This is a genomic window from Limnohabitans sp., from assembly GCF_030158565.1.
In the GTDB taxonomy this organism is placed as follows: domain Bacteria; phylum Pseudomonadota; class Gammaproteobacteria; order Burkholderiales; family Burkholderiaceae_C; genus Limnohabitans_A.
Map to the genome: position 1 here is coordinate 22,200 of NZ_JAOASQ010000028.1, position 20,131 is coordinate 42,330.

Here is a 20,131-nt window from a genome sequence, read left to right on the forward strand (position 1 = left end):
CGCACAAACCCGCATGGATGTGTGGGCTGCGGCAGACCTTGCGCATGCGGAAAATCGTTCGCGTGTGCTTTGTTTGGCCCCTTGTCTTGTTCTTTGAGCCGAGTTGCGCATGCCCCCAGTCACCATTGACCGCGTGAGCCTTCGGCAAGTCAACTTGCCACCCAAGGTTTTGCGCACCGACGCCATCCAGTCCTTTGTGACGCAAGAAACCATTTTGCTCACGCTGCATTGCAGCGATGGCATTGATGCCACCGGTTACGCCTACACGATTGGCACGGGTGGCTCGTCGGTCATCGCTTTGCTCAAGGACCACCTGGCGCCCCGCCTGATCGGGCGTGACCCGGTCATGGTGGAGGCGATCTGGAAAGACTTGTTTTTTCACACCCACGCCACCGCTGTAGGGGCCATGACCAGCTTGGCACTCGCCTGTGTGGACACGGCCTTGTGGGACTGGCGTGCACAAAGCCAAGGCCTGCCGCTTTGGCGCTTGCTGGGCGGGGCACAAGCGCGCGTGCCGCTTTACACCACCGAAGGCGGCTGGCTGCACTTGTCGCCGCAGGCCTTGGTGGACCAAACGCTGGAGGCACAAGCCCAAGGCTTCAAGGGTGCCAAGATCAAAATCGGCCGCCCGCATGTGAGCGAAGACGTGGCGCGCTTGAGCGCCGTGCGTGATGCGGTGGGACCTGGCTTTGAGCTGATGACCGACGCCAACCAGGGCTTCAACCGCGCAGAAGTCGTGCGCCGTGCGCGGGCTTTTGATGGGCTGGGGCTGGCCTGGATCGAAGAGCCCCTGCCCGCCGAAGACGTGTCGGGCCACCGCCAGTTGCGCGAGCACACCACCATTCCGGTGGCGGTGGGCGAATCGATGTACCACCCGATGCAGTTCCGCGAATATTTGGAGCAGGGCGCGTGCTCCATCGTGCAGCCCGATGTGGCACGCATCGGCGGCATCACGCCCTGGATCAAAACCGCGCACCTGGCCGAAACCTTTGACGTGGCGGTGTGCCCGCACTTTTTGATGGAGTTGCATGTGAGCCTGTGCGCGGCCGTGCCCAACGCCACTTGGGTGGAATACATCCCGCAGCTCGACGACATCACCACCTCACGCATGAAGGTGGAAGATGGTTATGCCCATCCCCCCGAAACGCCTGGCCTGGGCATCGCCTGGGACTGGGCCGCGATTGAACAACGACAAACGACCCACATGGAGATCCAAGCATCATGAGACTCAAAGGAAAAATCGCGCTGGTGACCGCAGCCGGACAAGGCATTGGTCAGGCGGCTGCGCTGGCCATGGCGGCTGAAGGTGCGACCGTGTACGCCACAGATGTGAACGCCGAGTTGCTCAGAAGCTACCAAGGCGTGGCCAATGTGCACACCGCCGTGCTGAACGTGCTCGACAAGTCGGCCATCGCCGCGCAGGTGGCCAGCTTGCCGCGCATCGACATCGTCTTCAATTGCGCGGGCTTTGTGCACAACGGCAACATCGAACTGGCCACCGACGACGATTGGGAATTTGCCTTCAACCTGAACGTGCGCTCGCAGTTCTGGATGATCCAGGCGGCGATTCCCAAAATGGTGGCGCAGTTTGAAAAAGACGGTCACGGCGGCAGCATCATCAACATGGCCAGCGTCTGCTCCAGCGTGCGTGGCTTGCCCAATCGCTTCATTTACGGCACCAGCAAGGCCGCCGTGATTGGCCTGACCAAGAGCGTGGCGGCCGACTATGTGCGCCAGGGCATCCGCTGCAACTGCATCTGCCCCGGTACGGTGGACACGCCTTCGCTGCAAGACCGCATCAACAGCTACGCCGACCCGGTGCAGGCGCGCAAGGACTTCATCAACCGCCAGCCCATGGGGCGCTTGGCCCAAGCGCACGAAATCGCGCCCATCGTGACCTTCCTCGCTTCCGACGAATCCATCTTCGCCACGGGCAACGCCTACATGGTCGACGGTGGCATGACCATTTGACTTTCAGAAAGACCGACATGAATTTGCTCGACATGAAAGGCCGCCACGCGGTCATCACCGGTGCGGCCACCGGTTTGGGATTTGCCATTGCGCAGCGCATGCTGGCTTCTGGCGCACGCGTGACGATCTGGGACCGCGATGTGGCAGGCATGGCTGCCGCTGCGGAGCAGCTGCGCAAGGGCCAGTTGGGTGCCGTGGTCAACACGGTGCAGGTCGATGTGGCCGACCACGCCTCGGTGGTGAATGCCACCGCACAAACCACTGCGCTGGCAGGCGTCGATGTGCTGGTCAACAGCGCAGGCATCACCGGCCCCAACGTCAAGGTGTGGGACTACCCGGTCGACGCCTGGAAGCAAGTGTTCGATGTGAACGTGCATGGACTCTTCCATTGCTGCCGCGAACTGAGCGCTCACATGAAGACCCGCAACTACGGGCGCATCGTCAACATCGCCTCGGTGGCGGGCAAGGACGGCAACCCCAACGCCAGCGCTTACAGTGCCAGCAAGGCGGCGGTCATTGGTCTCACCAAATCGCTGGGCAAAGAGCTGGCCGACACGGGCGTGCGCGTGAACTGTGTCACCCCGGCGGCTGTGAAGACGGCGATCTTTGATCAAATGACGCCCGAGCACATCCAGTTCATGCTCTCCAAGATTCCGATGGCCCGCTTTGGCGAGCCCGAAGAAGTCGCCGCCATGGTGACTTGGCTGAGCACCGAAGAATGTTCCTTCTCCACTGGCGCGGTCTTTGACTTGTCTGGTGGCCGTTCCACGTATTGATTGTTAAAAAAACTGAAAGGTATTTATGAAACTCGTTCGCTATGGCCAACCTGGCAAAGAAAAACCCGGTCTGATCGACGCCGATGGCCGCTTGCGCGACCTGAGCGCTGTGGTCAAGGACATCACGCCCGACTTGCTCAACGACAAGGCGCTGGCCAAGCTGGCCAAGGTCAAGACCGACAAGCTGCCTTTGGTGCGCGGCAAAAAGCGTTTTGGCACGCCCATCTCGTCGACCAGCAAGTTCATCGCCATTGGCCTGAACTACGCTGACCACGCGGCCGAGTCGGGCATGCCGATCCCCAAGGAACCCATCGTGTTCACCAAGGCGATCTCCTGCATCCAGGGTGCTGACGACGATGTGATGCTGCCCAAAGGCTCCAAAAAGTCTGACTGGGAAGTCGAGTTGGGCATCGTGATCGGCACGCGCGCACGCTACGTGACCCAAAAAGACGCGATCAGCCATGTGGCCGGTTACTGCGTGGTCAACGACGTGAGCGAGCGTGAATACCAGCTGGAGCTGGGCGGCAGCTGGGACAAGGGCAAGGGTTGTGACACCTTCGGCCCCGTAGGCCCCTGGTTGGTCACGCGCGACGAAGTGCCCAACCCACAGGCCCTGGGCATGTGGCTGGACGTGAACGGCGTGCGTTACCAGACCGGCAACACCAAGACCATGATTTTTGGCGTGGCCAAGCTGGTCAGCTACGTGAGCCAGTTCATGACCCTGGAGCCAGGCGACATCATCACCACCGGCACGCCTCCGGGCGTGGGCATGGGCGTCAAGGTGGATGGCAAGCCCGCACCGGTGTTCTTGAAGCGCGGCGATGTGATGCGTTTGGGCATTGAAGGCCTGGGTGAGCAAACCCAGAAAGTGGTGGCCTTCAAGGCCTGAGTGTGCTCGGCATGGGCTGAGCGACACCGATGGACCCCGGGTCTTCGCCCGGGGTGACCCACAGCTGTCATCCCGGATTTGATCCGGGATCCACTTTCCCTCGTGAGCGCCAGTGACGGCCCTCCCGATTTACCCTGAACGCCTCAGGGCTTCCCGGATCTGATCTTGTTTTGGTGCAAAATAGAACGACCGTTCTATTTTCATCCGCCATGACCGATCGCAAACCTCCTTCCAAAGTTCAAAGCCTGCCGGTGCCTGAAGCCGGTCGCCGTGTCTTGATCAAGGGCCAGCAAACCAAGGCGGTGATCATCGATGCCGCTTTGGGGCTGGCTTCGCAAATTGGCCTCGAAGGTCTGTCGATCGGCGCGCTGGCCGAAGTCACGGGCATGAGCAAGTCGGGCGTGTTTGCCCACTTTGGCTCCCGCGAAGAACTGCAAATTTCCGTCATCCGCGAATACCACGACCGCTTTGAAGCCGAGGTGTTTTATGCGGCCATGCAAAAGCCCCGGGGCGTGCCGCGCCTGCAGGCCATGTTTGACAACTGGATGGTGCAAACCTCGGCCGAGATCGATTCGGGCTGCATCTACATCAGCGGCGCGGTGGAGTTTGACGACCGCACAGGCCCGGTGCGCGATGCGCTGGCCTCATCGGTGTCCACTTGGCAAACCGCCTTGCGTCGGGCTGTGGAGCTGGCGCAAGACGAAGGCCAGCTTAGCCGCGCCTCCGATGCCCACCAGATCGCTTTTGAAATTCACGGCCTGATTTTGGCGCTGCATTACGAGGCCCGTTTTTTGCGAAACCCCACTGCCGCCGACCGCGCCCGTCAAGGCTTTCAGCACATTTTGGCCCGTTATGCGGGCACCGGTATTCCCCCCGTGCCCGCGCCAACCGGTGCGGCCAAGTCGCCCAAGCTGATGGCCGTGCCCAAAGCCCGCCGCAAGCCTGTGAACGACTGATTTTTGACTTACCCCTCTGCACACTGAATCAAGGAGCCACCATGCCCGTTTACAACCCCCCATTGCGTGACATGCAGTTTGTGTTGCACGAATTGCTCAACGTCAGCGCCGAACTCCAAGCGCTGCCCAAGTACACCGACACCGACATCGACACCATCAATGCTGTGCTCGAAGAAGGCGGCAAGTTTGCGTCGGAGGTGATTTTCCCGATCAACATTTCGGGCGATACCCAAGGATGCCAGCTCAACCGCGACACCCACGAGGTGAAGGCTCCCGATGGTTTCAAAGAGGCTTACGCACAGTACGTGGCGGGGGGCTGGCCATCGCTCAGCTGCGACCCCGAGTTCGGGGGCCAGGGCTTGCCCTTTGTGGTCAACCAGTGTTTTTACGAAATGCTCAACTCGTCCAACCAAGCTTGGACGATGTACCCCGGCTTGTCGCACGGCGCTTACGAATGTCTTCACGCACACGGCACGCCCGAGCAAAAAGCCCTGTACCTGCCCAAGCTGACCAGCGGCGAGTGGACCGGCACCATGTGCCTGACCGAGCCGCATTGCGGCACCGACCTGGGCCTCATGCGCACCAAGGCCGAGCCGCAGCCCGACGGCACCTACAAGCTCACCGGCAACAAGATCTTCATCAGCGCCGGTGAACACGACATGGCCGAGAACATCATCCACCTGGTGCTGGCCCGCCTGCCCGACGCGCCTCCCGGCATCAAGGGCGTGAGCCTGTTCATCGTGCCCAAGTTCAACGTGAACAAGGACGGCACCCTGGGTGAGCGCAACGGCATCTACTGCGGCGGCCTGGAGCACAAGATGGGCATCCACGGCAACGCCACGGCGCAGATCGTGATGGACGGCGCGGTGGGCACCCTGGTGGGCCAGCCCAACAAGGGCATGCAGGGCATGTTCGTGATGATGAACGCCGCCCGCCTGGGCGTGGGCAACCAGAGTCTGGGCTTGACGGAAGTGGCGTACCAGAACGCACTGGCGTACGCGAAAGACCGCATCCAGATGCGCAGCCTGACCGGCCCCAAGGCCAAGGACAAGCCGGCAGACCCGATCATCGTGCACCCCGATGTGCGCCGCATGCTGCTGACCGCCAAGGCCTACGCCGAAGGCGGCCGCGCGCTGGCCATCTTTTGCTCGGTGCTGCTGGAGAAGGTGCACAACCACCCCGACGAGAAGGTGCGCAAGGACAGCGACGACATGCTCTCGCTGCTCACGCCCATCACCAAGGCCTTCCTGACCGACAACGGCTTCAATGCGGCCACGCAGTGCCAGCAGGTTTTCGGTGGCCACGGCTACATCAAGGAGTGGGGCATGGAGCAGTTCGTGCGCGATGCCCGCATCAACATGATCTATGAAGGCACCAACACCATCCAGTCGCTCGACCTGCTGGGCCGCAAGGTGCTGGGCAACCAGGGCGCATCGCTCAAAAAGTTTGGCAAGTTGGTCGAGCAACTGGTGAAAGCCGAGATGGCCAACGAAGCCATGGGCGAGTTCATCCAACCGCTGGCCGACCTGGGCCAAAAGCTCACCCAACTCACCGGTGAAGTGGGCATGAAGGCCATGAGCAATGCCGACGAAGTGGGCGCGGCGGCGGTGGACTACCTGCGCGTGGTCGGGCATTTGGTGATGGGGTACTTCTGGGCCCGCTCGGCGCAGATTGCCCTCCAAAAACTGGCCGAGGCCGAAGAAGAGGCGCAGCGCCCCGATCCCTTCTACCAGGCCAAACTGCAAACGGCTCGGTTTTATTTCACCCGCCTGATGCCTGAAACCTCCAGCCTGATGCGCCGTATCCGTGCGGGCAGCGAGGTGCTGATGGATACCGACGCCGCTCTGGCATGATCCGATCAACAAGGAACACTGTCATGAAAAACACCCTCCGCACGGCCACGATGCTCGTCACCAGCTTGCTGGCACTGGCTGCCCAAGCCAGCAGCCCTGTGGGCCGTTGGCACACCATCGACGACAAAACCGGTGAGACCAAAAGCGTGGTCACCATCGAAGACGCGGGCGGCGTGCTGCGCGGCAAGGTCAGCCAGATTTTGCGCAAAGGGGCCGATCCCGCCGCCAAATGCGATAAGTGTGCCGATGACCGCAAAGACCAAACCATCCTGGGCATGGAAATCATCCGGGGCGTGAAGAAGTCTTCAGGCAACGACTACTGGGAAGGTGGCGAGATCCTCGACCCGGAAGAGGGCAAGCTGTACCGCGTGCGACTGACGCCGGTCGAGGGCGGCGCGAAACTGCAAGTGCGCGGTTTCCTCGGCCCCTTCTGGCGCAACCAGTTGTGGGTCAAGGCGCCCTGATCCTGTTTCCCTTCACATCCGCCGCCCATTGGGGCGGCCTTTTCATTTTTGAGACGAGGCCACCATGTCTGACATCCTGACCCACATCGACGCAGGGGTGATGACCATCACCTTCAACCGCCTGGACAAAAAGAACTCCATCACCTCCACCATGTATGCGGCCATGGCCGATGCCGTGGCGCAAGCCGCTGCCGATGCGTCGGTGCGCGTGGTGCTGTTTCAGGGCCATGAAAGCATCTTCAGTGCGGGCAACGACATTGGCGACTTTCTGAACCAGCCGCCCTCTACCCAAGAGTCGCCGGTGTTCCGCTTCCTGCGCGGCATCGCCACCTTTGAAAAACCTTTGCTGGCCGCCGTTGCCGGCCCCGCGGTGGGCATCGGCACCACCATGCTCTTCCATTGCGACTTGGTCTATGCCGGTGACAACGCCGCGTTTTCCATGCCTTTTGTGAACTTGGGTCTGTGCCCCGAAGCGGCTTCGAGCTTGCTGGCGCCTCGCATGTTCGGTTACCACCGTGCGGCTGAAGCGTTGCTGATGGGCGAGCCTTTCTTTGCAGAGGCCGCGCAAGAGGTGGGCCTGGTCAACCGCGTGGTGCCGCCGACCGAGGTCAATGGCTACGCTCAGGCTCAGGCCCGCAAGCTGGCCGGCAAACCTTTGTCGTCACTGATCGAGACCAAGCGCTTGATGAAGGGCGGCTACCAGCAGGAAGTGCTGGCCAAAATGGACGAAGAGGGTAAAAGTTTTGGCCGCATGCTGCGCGAACCCGCTGCCAAAGAGGCCTTTGGTGCCTTCATGGAAAAGCGCAAGCCGGATTTTTCTAAGCTGTAAACTGGGTTCAACTGCTGGGTCGGGCCTTGGGGCCCGACGTTTTTGATCCCGATACTTCTCTTTTTGCATGCCCCATCGCGCCCCAAACCCCGTCGTCCTTGAGCCTGAATACATCGAAGGCTTTCGCCAGATCTACGAAGAAAAAATCGTCTTCAACAAGACCCTGGGTCTGAAACTGGTGACGGTCACGCCCGACGCCGTGGAGGCCCGCATTGACATGCGCTCCGAGCTGGTGGGGCACTTCGCGTACAACCGCATCCATGGCGGTGTGATCAGCGCGGTGCTGGACGCCATCGGCAGTGCGGCGGTGATGGCGGCACTGGCAGCCAAGCACATGGACGAGACGCCCGCCAAGCGCCTGGAGCGCTTTGCCAAGCTGGGCACCATCGATTTGCGTGTGGACTATTTGCGCCCGGGCATTGGCGAGTACTTCACCGTGCATGCCAACGCGCTGCGTGTGGGCTCGCGTGTGGGTTCCTCGCGCATGGAGTTTCGCGGCCCGGATGGCACCTTGATGTCCACCGGCGCAGCGGCTTACATCGTCTCTTGAGCGTTCATTCCGATGGCACAGGGCAGGGCTTGCCCTGGCTGTCGATGGCCACATAGGTCAGTCGCGCTTCGGTCACCTTGATGTACTGACCTTGCAGCGCAAAGCGCTCCGCAAACACTTCAACCTGCACGGTGACCGAGGTGCGGCCCACCTTCACGATGCGGGCAAAGAAGGACAGGATGTCGCCCACTTTGACCGCTTGCTTGAAGATGAACTCGTTGACCGCCACGGTGGCGATGCGGCCCCTGACGCGCCGAGCGGGCAAGACGGCACCAGCCAAGTCCACCTGGGCCATGACCCAGCCCCCGAAGATGTCGCCACTGGCGTTGCAGTCGGCAGGCATGGGGATGACTTTGAGCACCAGCTCCTGGTCTGTGGGTAAAGCGACGGTTTGGGGGCGGGGGGCTTCAGACATGGGCACAATCGAATGGTTGCAGATTCACTGGATTGTCCTTTATGCGCCACCACGGCGAAACCACCCCTTCGGCGCCAGCCGCCCCGCGCTCGGGGGATTGGCAAACCTTGTCCCGCTTGTTGCCTTATTTGTGGCAATACAAATGGCGTGTCCTCGTCGCATTGGCTTTGATGGTTGGCGCCAAGTTGGCCAACGTCAGCGTGCCTTTGCTGCTCAAGGAGCTGATCGATGCGATGAGCATCAAGCCCGGCAATCCGACCGTTGTTCTGGTGGTGCCCGCCAGCTTGCTGCTGGGTTATGGCGCTTTGCGCCTCATGACCTCGGCCTTCACCGAGTTGCGCGAGCTGGTGTTTGCCAAAGCCACGCAGGGCGCGGCCCGCAGCATTGCGCTGCAAACCTTCGAACACCTGCACGCTTTGAGCTTGCGCTTTCACCTGGCCCGTCAAACCGGTGGCATGACGCGCGACATCGAGCGCGGCGTGCGCGGCATCGAGTCGCTGATTTCCTATTCGCTGTACAGCATCGTTCCCACCTTGATCGAGGTGACCCTGGTCTTGAGCATTTTGGCCGTGAAGTTCGATGTCTGGTTTGCCTGGATCACGGTGGCGGCTTTGGGCCTGTACATCTTTTTCACGGTGCGCATCACCGAATGGCGCACCCAGTTCCGCAAACAGGCCAACGAGTTCGATTCGGCCGCCCACACCAAGGCGGTGGATTCTTTGCTCAATTACGAGACGGTGAAGTATTTCGGCAACGAAGCGTTTGAAGCCCAGCGTTACGACGAAAGCCTGGAGCGCCTGCGCCGCTCGCGCTTGAAGGCACAGACCTCGCTGAGCCTGCTCAACACCGGGCAGCAACTGATCATCGCCACCGCTTTGGTGGCCATGCTCTGGCGCGCCACGCAAGGCGTGGTCGATGGGCGCATGACACTGGGTGACTTGGTCATGATCAACGCATTCATGATTCAGCTGTACATTCCGCTGAACTTCCTGGGGGTGCTCTACCGGGAGATCAAACAAAGCCTGACCGATCTGGACAAGATGTTCACGCTGATGGACCGTGAACGGGAAATTTCTGACGTGCCCGGCGCTTTGCCGCTGGCCTTGATGGGGGCGCCCGCTGTGGTGTTTGACCATGTCTCGTTTGCCTACGAAAGCGACCGCCCCATCTTGCAGGACATCAGCTTCGAGATCCCTTCAGGCAAGACGGTGGCCGTGGTGGGCCCATCGGGTTCAGGCAAGTCCACCTTGGCGCGTTTGATGTTCCGTTTTTACGATGTGCAGCAAGGCACCATCCGCATGGCCGGGCAAGACATCCAGCAAGTGACCCAGGCCAGCGTGCGCCAGGCTTTGGGCATCGTGCCGCAAGACACGGTGCTGTTCAACGACACGGTGGCCTACAACATCGCCTACGGCCGCCCCGGCGCCAGCCAGGCCGAGATCGAAGGCGCGGCCCGCGCGGCCCGCATCCACGACTTCATCGCGTCTACGCCCAAGGGCTACCAGACCTCGGTGGGTGAGCGGGGCTTGAAACTCTCGGGCGGCGAAAAGCAGCGCGTGGCGATTGCCCGCACCTTGCTCAAGGATCCGCCGATCCTGGTGTTTGACGAGGCCACCTCGGCGCTGGACTCGGCCAACGAACGCGCCATCCAGGCCGAGCTGGCCGGTGTGTCGCAGAACAAGACCACCTTGGTGATTGCGCACCGCTTGTCCACCGTGGTCGATGCGCACGAGATTTTGGTGATGGAAGCCGGACGCATCATTGAGCGCGGCAACCACGCCGCCTTGCTGGCGCTGCAGGGGCGTTACGCCAGCATGTGGGCTTTGCAGCAGTCGGGCGAGTGAGCAGCAGACATAATCAGCGCCATGGAAACCAAATGGCTTGAAGACTTTGTCAGCCTGGCCGAAACCCGCAGTTTCAGCCGCTCTGCGCAGTTGCGGCATGTGACGCAACCGGCGTTCTCGCGGCGCATCCAGTCGCTCGAAGCCTGGGCGGGTGTGGATCTGGTGGACCGCAGCTCTTACCCCACCAAGCTCACCCCGGCGGGCGACACCTTGTATGCGCAAGCGCTGGAGATGCTCCAGTCCTTGCAAAACACCCGCGCTATGTTGCGCGGGCACGATGCCGCAGGGCAAGACTTCATCGAATTCGCGCTGCCCCACACGCTGGCGTTCACGTTTTTCCCGGCGTGGGTGGCCGGTTTGCGGACAGGCTTTGGCCCGATCAAAAGCCGCGTGATTGCCCTGAACGTGCACGATGCGGCCATGCGCCTGATCGAAGGCGGTTGCGATGTGCTGATCGCTTACCACCACCCCTCACAGCCTTTGCAGATCGACGCCGAGCGTTACGACATGGTGGTGCTTGGCCAAGAGGTGATCGCGCCTTATGTGAAGGTCGGCTCGGACGGCCAGCCGGTGTGGCATTTGCCGGGTGCTGCCAACCGGCCCTTGCCCTATCTGGGTTACGCGCCCGGCGCATACCTGGGCGGGGTCACCGACTGGATCTTGAAGCAGGCGGGCACCCCGATTCACCTGGACCGGGTGTACGAAACCGACATGGCCGAGGGCCTGAAGGTCATGGCTTTGGAAGGGCATGGCATCGCTTTTTTGCCGCAAAGCGCGGTTAAAAAAGAACTTCAGTCGGGCGCTTTGATTGAAGTTGTCTTGCCCGACTGCAAGTCCTTGGCCTTGACGATGGAAGTGCGTGCGTACCGTGAAAAGTCGGGCGTGCGCCACCACCCCAAAAAGACAGCGCAAGAGCTTTGGTCGTATTTGAAACAGGCGGCCAGCCAGCCTCTTGTGGCGTGATGCGGCCATTTCGCATCGGGAACACCCTGATGGTCGGCTGACGGCGGGCTGACTATAGTAGGATCGACTCAAACGACAGGCATAGATCGTGCTCGTTGATGATTGTTTTGAGGGTCATGTACCAAGTCGGTGCGTGATCGAATTTTCGCCCTTGGCGAGTCTTTTGGAGAACCTGATGAAAAAACAACTGATTGCTGTGGCCGTGGCCGCATTGGCCTGCATGGGCGCTCAAGCTGACACCATTGCCAAAGTCAAAGCCTCCGGCGCCATTACCATGGGTGTGCGCGATTCGTCGGGCGCTTTGTCCTACACCTTGGGTGATGGCAAGTACGCTGGTTTCCACTACGAAATCTGCCAGCGCATCATTGGCAATGTGGAAAAAGCCGTGGGCAAAAAAGTCGACGTGAAGTTCCAGTCGGTGACGTCGCAAAACCGCATTCCGCTGGTGCAAAACGGCACGGTGGACATCGAGTGCGGCTCGACCACCAACAACACGGCACGTCAGAAAGACGTGGCTTTTGTGGTCACCACGTACGTGGAAGAAGTCCGCATTGCTGTGAAAGCGGCTTCGGGCATCACTTCGATTGCACAACTCAAAGACAAGAACGTGGCCACCACCACCGGCACCACTTCTGTGCAATTGCTGCGCAAGCATGAGCGTGCCAACGGCGTGGACTTCAAGGAAGTCTTTGGCAAGGACCACGCGGACAGCTTCTTGCTGCTCGATTCCGGTCGTGCTGACGCGTTCGTGATGGACGGTTCGATCCTGGCTGGCAACATCGCCAACGCCAAGAATCCCGCTGATTTCAAGATCGTTGGCGAAGTGCTGGCCGTGGAGCCCATTGCCATCATGATCCGCAAGGACGATCCCGCATTCAAAAAATTGGCCGACGATACGGTGCGCGATTTGGTCAAGAGCGGCGACATGGCCAAGTTGTGGGACAAGTGGTTCCTGCAACCCATCCCACCCAAGAACGTCAAGATCGGTCTGGCATTGAGCGACAGCACCAAAGCCGCCTGGGCCAACCCCAACGACAAGCCTGCTGAAGACTACGCCAAGAAGTAATCCTTCCAGGCGCTGAGCAAACCCCGCCGGGGATCACTTGGGCGGGGTTTCTTTTTTGGGGCGATGCCTTTTACTTCGTAGAAAGTTCAAAACATGACATGGGATTGGCAGGTCTTTTTGACCGATGACGGCAGTGGCCGCACCTATCTGGAATGGATGCTGGAAGCCTGGCGCTGGACGCTGGCCGTCGCAGGCAGCTCTTGGCTGGTGGCGATGGTGGTGGGTGCCGTGGTGGGCACGCTGCGCACTTTGCCCGGCAGGCCGGTGGTCTCGGCCTTGGCCAACGCCTGGGTGGAGCTGTTTCGCAACGTGCCGCTGCTGGTGCAGATTTTTCTGTGGTACTTCGTGGTGCCCAAAATGTTCCCGGCTTTCCAGCAGGTGCCAGGCTTTTTGCTGGTGGTGTTCGGCCTCGGCTTTTTCACCTCGGCGCGCATTGCCGAGCAGTTTCGTGCGGGCATTCAGGCCCTGCCCAAAGGCCAGCGCTATGCGGCCATGGCCATGGGTTTCACCACTGCGCAGTCTTACCGCTATGTGATCTTGCCCATGGCGTTTCGCATCATCTTGCCGCCGCTGACCAGCGAGTCGATGAACCTGCTGAAAAACTCTTCGGTGGCGTTTGCGGTCTCGATCGCTGAGCTGACCATGTTTGCCATGCAGGCGCAGGAAGAAACTTCGCGCGGCATCGAGGTGTACCTTGCCGTGACGGCGCTGTATGCGGTGTCGGCCTTCGCGGTGAACCGTGTGTTCGCGCTGATCGAAAAGAAAATGCGCGTGCCCGGCTTCATTGTCTCGGGCGGAACGGGAGGACACTGAGATGTTGGGACTTGATTTTTCTTACTTCGACCTGGAAGTCCTGCGCAAGTTCGTCTTGGGCGGTCTGCTGTTCAGTGTGCAACTGACCATCACGGCGACGATTGGTGGCGTGATCTTTGGCACGGTGCTGGCCTTGATGCGCCTGTCGGGCTCCAAGGTGTTGGATGTGCCTGCCACCTTCTATGTCAACGGCATGCGTTCGGTGCCCCTGGTCATGGTGATCCTGTGGTTTTATTTGCTGATGCCTTTTGTCATCGGACGCCCCATCGGTGCCGAGTGGTCGGCCATCATCACCTTCGTGGCTTTTGAGGCGGCGTACTTCAGCGAGATCATGCGCGCGGGCATCCAGTCGATCCCGCGTGGGCAGGTGTTTGCCGGTCAAGCCCTGGGCATGACCTATGGTCAGAACATGCGCCTGGTGATCTTGCCGCAGGCCTTTCGCAACATGCTGCCGGTGCTGCTGACGCAGACCATCATCTTGTTTCAGGACACCTCGCTGGTCTATGCGATTGGCGCCTATGACTTGCTCAAGGGCTTCACCAATGCCGGCAAGATTTATGGCCGCTCCGAAGAGGCCTACATCCTGGCTGCCGTCGTTTATTTTGTGATTTGTTTTGCACTGTCCTGGAGCGTCAAGCGCTTGCAGGCCAAGATTGCCATCGTGCGCTGAGGCGCGTGCTGAATTGGGGAAATGAAAATGATTGAAATCAAAAATGTGTCCAAGTGGTACGGCCCGGTGCAGGTGCTCAACGACTGCTCGGTGAGCATCAACAAAGGCGATGTGGTGGTGGTTTGCGGTCCTTCGGGCTCAGGCAAGTCCACCCTGATCAAAACCGTCAACGCGCTGGAGCCTTTCCAGAAAGGCGAGATCACCGTCGACGGCGTGCCTTTGCACGACCCGAACACCGACTTGCCCAAACTGCGCTCGCGTGTGGGCATGGTGTTCCAAAGCTTCGAGCTGTTCCCGCACCTGTCGGTCACGGAAAACCTGACGATTGCCCAGGTCAAGGTGCTGGGCCGCAACCTGGACGATGCCAAGGCACGTGGCCTGAAGATGCTGGACCGCGTGGGCCTGTTGGCGCACAAGGACAAGTTCCCTGGCCAGCTCTCGGGCGGTCAGCAGCAGCGCGTGGCGATTGCCCGCGCCTTGTCGATGGACCCGATGGTGATGCTGTTTGACGAGCCAACCTCGGCGCTCGACCCCGAGATGGTGGGTGAGGTGCTGGACGTGATGGTGCAATTGGCTCACGAAGGCATGACCATGATGGTGGTGACCCACGAAATGGGCTTTGCCCGCAAGGTGGCCAACCGCGTGATCTTCATCGATGTGGGCGGACGCATTCTGGAGGACTGTTCCAAAGACGAGTTCTTCAACCACCCGGAAAACCGCCAGCCGCGCACCAAAGACTTTTTGAACAAGATCTTGCAGCACTGATCCGGTTTTGTGGGTCGACGGCTTGTGTCTCGACCTGCTGTGCTGGTGTGCCCGAAGCTTTCGCCTCAATGGGGTCTGACCCCAATTAATTTGACCCCAATTAATTGCCGAGTTCTGGCTGAAGTCCGTTGCCCGGGATTGCGCCCGGCAGCACACTCACTTTCTTTGATTCGCTCGCCCCAACCACCACCCGGTTTCTTGGGCGTTTTCAGCCAGCCTTCCTGCTTGCTTTGGGCACACCACGAGCGCATACACCTGAGGTGGGGTCAGGGGTTGGGGCGATTTGGCGAGCTTGCGAGTTATGAGCCCCAGCCCCTGACCCCACCTCAGGCACCAAAGGCTGAAAAGCCGGACCCGCAGGTTTGAGACAATACGCCCCATGACCCAAGAACTCACCATCACCCGCCCTGACGACTGGCACCTGCATGTGCGCGATGGCGCCGCCCTGAATGTGGTCGTGCCCCACACCGCTGCGCAGTTTGGCCGCGCCATCATCATGCCCAACCTCAAGCCACCGGTGACCACAGCCGAACAAGCGCTGGCCTACAAGGCGCGCATTCAGGCGGCAGTCCCCCAAGGGATGACGTTTGAGCCCTTGATGACCCTGTACCTGACCGACAACCTGAACCCCGCAGAAATCGCCCGCGCCAAGGCCGCTGGCGTGGTGGCTTGCAAGCTCTACCCGGCCGGTGCCACCACCAACAGCGATGCGGGCGTGACCGACCTGCGCAAGATCTACCCCGTGCTCGAAGCCATGCAGCGTGAAGGTGTGCTCTTGCTGGTGCACGGTGAAGTGACTTCCCAAGACATCGACCTGTTTGACCGCGAAGCCGTCTTCATCGAGCAGCAGCTCAAGCCGCTGCGCCGCGACTTTCCGGGTTTGAAGATCGTGATGGAACACATCACCACGAAGGAAGCCGCGCAATACGTGGCCGAGGCCGACGACCTGTTGGGCGCGACCATCACCGCGCACCACCTGCTGTACAACCGCAACGCCATCTTCACCGGCGGCATTCGCCCGCATTACTACTGCCTGCCTGTGCTCAAACGCGAAACCCACCGGTTGGCGCTGGTGCAAGCGGCCACCGGCGGCAACCGCAAGTTTTTTCTGGGCACCGACAGTGCGCCGCACCCGGCGCACCTCAAGGAACACGCCACGGGCTGTGCGGGCTGCTACACCGCCCATGCCGCCATCGAGATGTACGCCGAGGCCTTTGATGCCGCCGGTGCGCTGGGCCAACTCGAAGCCTTTGCCAGCTTCAACGGTGCTGACTTCTATGGCCTGCCACGCAACAGCGGCACCATCACCTTGCGCCGCGAAAGCTGGACGCCTGCTGAGAGCTTTGCCTTTGGCGAGGCCGAACTCAAACCCCTGCGCTCGGGCGAGAGCTTGCCGTGGCGACTGGTGAGCGCCTGAACCCTAACCGCCCTGGCTGCCGGTGTGAGCCGGCCACGGCCCTGGGCGTGGCCGATATCGACTGGAATGCGCCCTGGCTGGCCGACTGGCGAGCGGTGGGCGAGCCCATCGCGCAGCGCGTGGTGGCCGGTGTCTTGCAAGCGCAAGCCCTGAGCGATGCGGGCTTGGCCCCGGTGGGCTTTGTGCCGCAGGCCGATTTGCCCGAAGGCCAAGCCTATGAGGATTTCATTTACGCCCGTGGCCAAGTGCCCACGCGTGAAGGCTTGCACGATTTTTTCAATGCCTTGTGCTGGATGCATTTTCCGCTGGCCAAAAAGCGGCTCAACCAGTTGCAGGCCGCAGAAATTGCCCGCGCCGGTGTCGGGCAGGTGCGCGGCCCGGTGCGCGATGCGGCCACGGTGTTTGATGAGAACGCTTTGCTGATTCAGGCCCCGGATGTGGTGTGGGAAGCCTTGACGTCACACCGTTGGCAAGACGCCATGGTGGCTTGGCGTGCGCAATGGGCGCATGTGCGTTTGTGGACCTTTGGCCATGCCGCGCTTGAAAAACTGGTGCAGCCCTACAAATCGATCACCGTTCATTTGTGGCGTGTGCCCAATGCGGTGGATGCCGCGGGCCTGGATGCTTGGCTGGCACAAGACCTGACGACCGAGAAGTTGGCCACCAAGCCTTTCAGCCCACTGCCGGTTTTGGGTGTGCCCGGTTGGTGGGCGCCCAATGAGGCGCCTGATTTTTACGAGGACGTGGGGGTATTTCGACCCCGTCGCCTGCGCATCAAGGCGGAAAAACCGTACGCCATTCAGGAAATCGGCCCGGCCGCTTGATTTTGGGCTTTGAGCCCCTAACATTCGCAACATCGCTCTGACTTGAAGGGCATCAAAGGGATCTGGAATGAAACGTATTTTTCTGTTCGTCTTGACCAACATTGCCGTGGTGGCCGTGCTGGGCATTGTGGCCAGCTTGCTGGGCGTGAACCGCTACTTGACTGCCAACGGCCTGAACTTGGGCGCTTTGCTGGGCTATGCCCTGGTCATGGGCTTCGGTGGTGCCATCATTTCCTTGCTGATCAGCAAGCCCATGGCCAAGTGGACTTCGGGCGTGCGCGTGATCGATCAACCCCAAAATGCCGACGAAGCCTGGATCGTGGACACGGTGCGCAAATTTGCAGACAAAGCCGGCATCGGCATGCCCGAAGTCGGCATCTTTGAAGGCGACCCGAACGCTTTTGCCACAGGTGCTTTCCGTGACTCGGCTTTGGTGGCGGTGTCTACCGGCTTGCTGCAAAACATGACGCACGAAGAGATCGAGGCGGTGATCGGTCACGAAGTGGCCCACGTGGCCAACGGCGACATGGTCACCATGACCCTGATCCAGGGCGTGATGAACACCTTTGTGGTGTTCCTGTCGCGCGTGATCGGTTATGCGGTGGACAGCTTCCTGCGCAAGGGCGATGACGAGCGCAGTGGCCCCGGCATCGGCTACATGGTGACCACCATCGTGCTGGACATCGTTTTGGGCTTTGCTGCGGCCATCGTGGTGGCCTGGTTCAGCCGTCAGCGCGAGTTCCGCGCCGATGCGGGCGCAGCCCAACTGATGGGGCGCAAGCAGCCCATGATCAATGCGCTGGCCCGTTTGGGCGGCGTGCACACCGCCGAGTTGCCCAAGAGCGTGGCGGCCATGGGCATTGCCGGTGGCATTGGCCAGCTGTTCAGCACACACCCTCCGATTGAAGAGCGCATCGCCGCTTTGCAAAGCAGCCAGCACTGATTGGTTTGGTCCTCATCCAAGGGCTCCACAGTTTCAAGGGTTGCACCCTGTACTTGATTGATCCCCTCTGTCACCCCGGACTTGATCCGGGGTCCAAGTTCTTTCGGCATTGCGCTGGCTGGATACCGCATCGAGTGCGGTATGACAAAAATTAGCCTTCAATCCCGTGTTTCAGATGACTGCAGGCCGGGGTAACCCAAGCGACTGAGGCCAGCAGCGATTGCGCCTACGATGGCGTCGTGATTCATCTTCTTTCCATGGGGCTTGCATGAAGCATCGCAAGCCCTTTTTTTCTGCCCCGCAAAGGGCTGCCATCGCCCACCGCCGTGGTTTGCGCCGCTTGGCCAGCTGGCCTGCGCCGGTGCGTGGCATGTTGTGGATGGTCGCGGGTGGCATCCTGTTTTCCTTGCTCAACACCGTGGCGCGTGGGCTGTCGATGCAGCTCGATGCCTACGAAACCCAATTCTTGCGTTATCTGATGGGCATGCTGGTCATGCTGCCTTGGGTGGTGCGTGACGGCTGGCAAGCCTACAAGCCCGTCAACATCACAGGTCAGTTCTGGCGGGGCGCTGTGCACACGCTGGGTTTGATTTTGTGGTTCACCGCTTTGCCGCAAATTCCCTTGGCCGACATGACGGCGATTGGTTTCACTGGGCCGATTTTCATCATGCTGGGGGCCGCCTGGTTTTTGGGCGAGACCATGCGGCGCGATCGCTGGATTGCCGCCATGATCGGCTTTGCCGGTGTGCTGGTGGTGGTTTTGCCCAAAATGTCCGGCACGGGTGGCTGGTACAACCTGGTCATGCTGGCGTCTGCACCGGTCTTTGCGGCTTCGTTCCTGATCACCAAGGCGCTCACCCGTTATGAAAAGCCCGGCGTGATCGTGCTGTGGCAAGCCATCACCGTGACCGTGCTGAGTTTGCCCATGGCCTTGCCGCACTGGCAAACACCGACGCTGTGGCAATGGTTTGGATTTTTCTTGACAGGCGTGTTCGGCACCTTGGGGCACTACTGCCTGACGCGGGCCTTTGCCATTGCCGACATCTCGGCCACACAGTCCTTGCGCTTTCTGGACTTGGTCTGGGCGTCCATGTTGGGCTGGTTGATTTTTGGCGATGTGCCCAGCCAATCGACCTGGTTGGGCGCGGCCGTCATTTTGGGTGCCACAGTGTGGATCGCCCGCCGTGAAGGGCGCAGGACCGTGGCGATCGCCGACTGAGTCAGTCGTTGGAGATGCCCGAGGCCACATGGCCTGCGGGCACATGGCGAGCGGCCGATTCGATGTGGCCGGTCTGGTCGTCAAAGAAAAAGTCCGGTTCAAATTCGCGCAAGAACTCGCCTTTGGGCAGACCGCCCAAAAACATGGCTTCATCCACTTCGATGTTCCAGTCCATCAGGGTGCGGATGGCGCGTTCGTGGGCTGGTGCGCTGCGGGCCGTGACCAAGGCGGTGCGGATGCGCATGGCGGGCGTGCCTTCTTGTTGCAGGCGGTGCAGCGCTGCCAATAGCGGTTTGAAAGGTCCCGCCAGCAAGGGTTGGCCCGCTTTGTCGCTTTCGTGTTTTTGAAAGGCCGACAGCCCTTCGGCCTGGAACACACGTTCGGCCTCGTCGGAAAACAGCACCGCATCCCCGTCGAAAGCGATGCGCACTTCGTGCGGATGCGCTTCAGAGGCCAGTGCCGAATGCGGGTAGACCTGCGCTGCGGGCACGCCTGCGCCCAAGGCGGCGCGTACATCGGACAGGTGGGTGGACAAAAACAGGTTCGCGTTCAATGGCTTGAGGTAACGCCAAGGTGATTGGCCCCGCGTGAAGCTGCCACGCTGGATGGGCAGGTCGTAGTGCTTGGCCGAGCGGAACACCCGCATGCCCGAGACCGGGTCGTTGCGCGAGAGGATCACCACCTCCACGCGCTGAGCCTGTGCATCGTTGAATGCGAGCAGTTTGCGCACCAGAGAGAAAGCCACGCCAGGCCGGGCGGGCTCTTCCAGCCGATCGAGTTGCAGCTTCATGTAGGCGCGGTCATCGCCTTGCTCGAAGACCTTGTTTTCTTCCTCGAAATCGAACAAGGCCCGCGAAGAGATCGCAACGACCAGCTGACCTTCTAACGATGCAGGCATGTGGGC

At 60.7% G+C, this 20,131-nt stretch carries 21 protein-coding genes; 19 read left to right on the plus strand and 2 right to left on the minus strand.

All coding sequences use genetic code 11. The features are described 5' to 3' along the window. The first annotated feature begins 109 nt into the window (after nucleotides 1-109). From Q1W40_RS05475 to Q1W40_RS05515, 9 genes are all read left to right on the plus strand, one after another. Nucleotides 110-1,225, plus strand: coding sequence for a mandelate racemase/muconate lactonizing enzyme family protein (locus Q1W40_RS05475; protein WP_300709725.1), 1,116 nt, complete (start codon nucleotides 110-112; stop codon nucleotides 1,223-1,225). After that, complete coding sequence (locus Q1W40_RS05480; protein ID WP_300709727.1) at nucleotides 1,222-1,971, plus strand: SDR family oxidoreductase; 750 nt, start codon at nucleotides 1,222-1,224, stop codon at nucleotides 1,969-1,971. Before Q1W40_RS05475 ends, Q1W40_RS05480 begins: the two co-directional genes overlap by 4 nt. A gap of 17 nt (nucleotides 1,972-1,988) precedes the next feature. Further along, nucleotides 1,989-2,747 (plus strand): SDR family NAD(P)-dependent oxidoreductase, encoded by a 759-nt coding sequence (locus Q1W40_RS05485; RefSeq protein WP_300709729.1) that lies wholly within the window; start codon nucleotides 1,989-1,991, stop codon nucleotides 2,745-2,747. Between the two features lie 25 nt (nucleotides 2,748-2,772). Then, complete coding sequence (locus Q1W40_RS05490; RefSeq protein ID WP_300709731.1) at nucleotides 2,773-3,636, plus strand: fumarylacetoacetate hydrolase family protein; 864 nt, start codon at nucleotides 2,773-2,775, stop codon at nucleotides 3,634-3,636. A gap of 209 nt (nucleotides 3,637-3,845) precedes the next feature. Then, nucleotides 3,846-4,592 (plus strand): TetR/AcrR family transcriptional regulator, encoded by a 747-nt coding sequence (locus Q1W40_RS05495; protein ID WP_300709733.1) that lies wholly within the window; start codon nucleotides 3,846-3,848, stop codon nucleotides 4,590-4,592. Nucleotides 4,593-4,633: 41 nt separating this feature from the next. Then, nucleotides 4,634-6,445: an acyl-CoA dehydrogenase C-terminal domain-containing protein gene (locus tag Q1W40_RS05500; RefSeq protein WP_300709735.1), complete on the plus strand. Its 1,812-nt coding sequence runs from the start codon at nucleotides 4,634-4,636 to the stop codon at nucleotides 6,443-6,445. A gap of 23 nt (nucleotides 6,446-6,468) precedes the next feature. Further along, entirely contained in the window at nucleotides 6,469-6,909 is a 441-nt protein-coding gene (locus Q1W40_RS05505; RefSeq protein WP_108326457.1) for a DUF2147 domain-containing protein, read from the plus strand. 64 nt (nucleotides 6,910-6,973) lie between these two features. Next, nucleotides 6,974-7,738 carry an enoyl-CoA hydratase gene (locus tag Q1W40_RS05510; protein WP_300709738.1) on the plus strand — a complete coding sequence of 255 codons (765 nt, stop codon included), beginning with the start codon at nucleotides 6,974-6,976 and terminating at the stop codon, nucleotides 7,736-7,738. A gap of 67 nt (nucleotides 7,739-7,805) precedes the next feature. Beyond that, nucleotides 7,806-8,288 carry a thioesterase family protein gene (locus Q1W40_RS05515; protein WP_300709740.1) on the plus strand — a complete coding sequence of 161 codons (483 nt, stop codon included), beginning with the start codon at nucleotides 7,806-7,808 and terminating at the stop codon, nucleotides 8,286-8,288. A gap of 4 nt (nucleotides 8,289-8,292) precedes the next feature. Here the strand turns inward: Q1W40_RS05515 and Q1W40_RS05520 are convergent, their stop codons facing one another. Beyond that, nucleotides 8,293-8,703 (minus strand): acyl-CoA thioesterase, encoded by a 411-nt coding sequence (locus Q1W40_RS05520; protein ID WP_108326454.1) that lies wholly within the window; start codon nucleotides 8,701-8,703, stop codon nucleotides 8,293-8,295. A gap of 41 nt (nucleotides 8,704-8,744) precedes the next feature. On the opposite strand from Q1W40_RS05520, the gene Q1W40_RS05525 reads away from it, so the two are divergent. From Q1W40_RS05525 to Q1W40_RS05570, 10 genes are all read left to right on the plus strand, one after another. Then, nucleotides 8,745-10,547 (plus strand): ABC transporter ATP-binding protein/permease, encoded by a 1,803-nt coding sequence (locus tag Q1W40_RS05525; RefSeq protein ID WP_300709743.1) that lies wholly within the window; start codon nucleotides 8,745-8,747, stop codon nucleotides 10,545-10,547. Between the two features lie 21 nt (nucleotides 10,548-10,568). Further along, nucleotides 10,569-11,510: a LysR family transcriptional regulator gene (locus Q1W40_RS05530; RefSeq protein WP_300709745.1), complete on the plus strand. Its 942-nt coding sequence runs from the start codon at nucleotides 10,569-10,571 to the stop codon at nucleotides 11,508-11,510. A 175-nt stretch (nucleotides 11,511-11,685) separates the two neighbouring features. Further along, the gene (locus tag Q1W40_RS05535; protein ID WP_300709747.1) at nucleotides 11,686-12,576 is read left to right on the plus strand and encodes a transporter substrate-binding domain-containing protein; all 891 of its coding nucleotides are present in this window, start codon (nucleotides 11,686-11,688) and stop codon (nucleotides 12,574-12,576) included. 93 nt (nucleotides 12,577-12,669) lie between these two features. Next, entirely contained in the window at nucleotides 12,670-13,389 is a 720-nt protein-coding gene (locus tag Q1W40_RS05540; protein WP_300709749.1) for an amino acid ABC transporter permease, read from the plus strand. A gap of 1 nt (nucleotide 13,390) precedes the next feature. Beyond that, a complete protein-coding gene (locus tag Q1W40_RS05545; protein WP_300709751.1) occupies nucleotides 13,391-14,059 on the plus strand; it encodes an amino acid ABC transporter permease in 669 nt (222 codons plus the stop codon). A 27-nt stretch (nucleotides 14,060-14,086) separates the two neighbouring features. Next, nucleotides 14,087-14,824 carry an amino acid ABC transporter ATP-binding protein gene (locus tag Q1W40_RS05550; protein WP_300709753.1) on the plus strand — a complete coding sequence of 246 codons (738 nt, stop codon included), beginning with the start codon at nucleotides 14,087-14,089 and terminating at the stop codon, nucleotides 14,822-14,824. A gap of 379 nt (nucleotides 14,825-15,203) precedes the next feature. Then, nucleotides 15,204-16,241 (plus strand): dihydroorotase, encoded by a 1,038-nt coding sequence (pyrC, locus tag Q1W40_RS05555; RefSeq protein ID WP_300709755.1) that lies wholly within the window; start codon nucleotides 15,204-15,206, stop codon nucleotides 16,239-16,241. Between the two features lie 47 nt (nucleotides 16,242-16,288). After that, nucleotides 16,289-17,065 (plus strand): DUF3025 domain-containing protein, encoded by a 777-nt coding sequence (locus Q1W40_RS05560; protein ID WP_300709796.1) that lies wholly within the window; start codon nucleotides 16,289-16,291, stop codon nucleotides 17,063-17,065. 67 nt (nucleotides 17,066-17,132) lie between these two features. Then, nucleotides 17,133-18,008, plus strand: a complete 876-nt coding sequence (gene htpX, locus Q1W40_RS05565) for a protease HtpX (RefSeq protein WP_300709756.1) — start codon at nucleotides 17,133-17,135, stop codon at nucleotides 18,006-18,008. Nucleotides 18,009-18,276: 268 nt separating this feature from the next. After that, on the plus strand, nucleotides 18,277-19,227 hold the full coding sequence (locus Q1W40_RS05570) for a DMT family transporter (protein WP_300709758.1): 951 nt from the start codon (nucleotides 18,277-18,279) through the stop codon (nucleotides 19,225-19,227). Nucleotide 19,228: 1 nt separating this feature from the next. Here the strand turns inward: Q1W40_RS05570 and Q1W40_RS05575 are convergent, their stop codons facing one another. After that, nucleotides 19,229-20,125: a 5'-nucleotidase gene (locus Q1W40_RS05575; RefSeq protein ID WP_300709760.1), complete on the minus strand. Its 897-nt coding sequence runs from the start codon at nucleotides 20,123-20,125 to the stop codon at nucleotides 19,229-19,231. Between the last annotated feature and the right edge of the window lie 6 nt (nucleotides 20,126-20,131).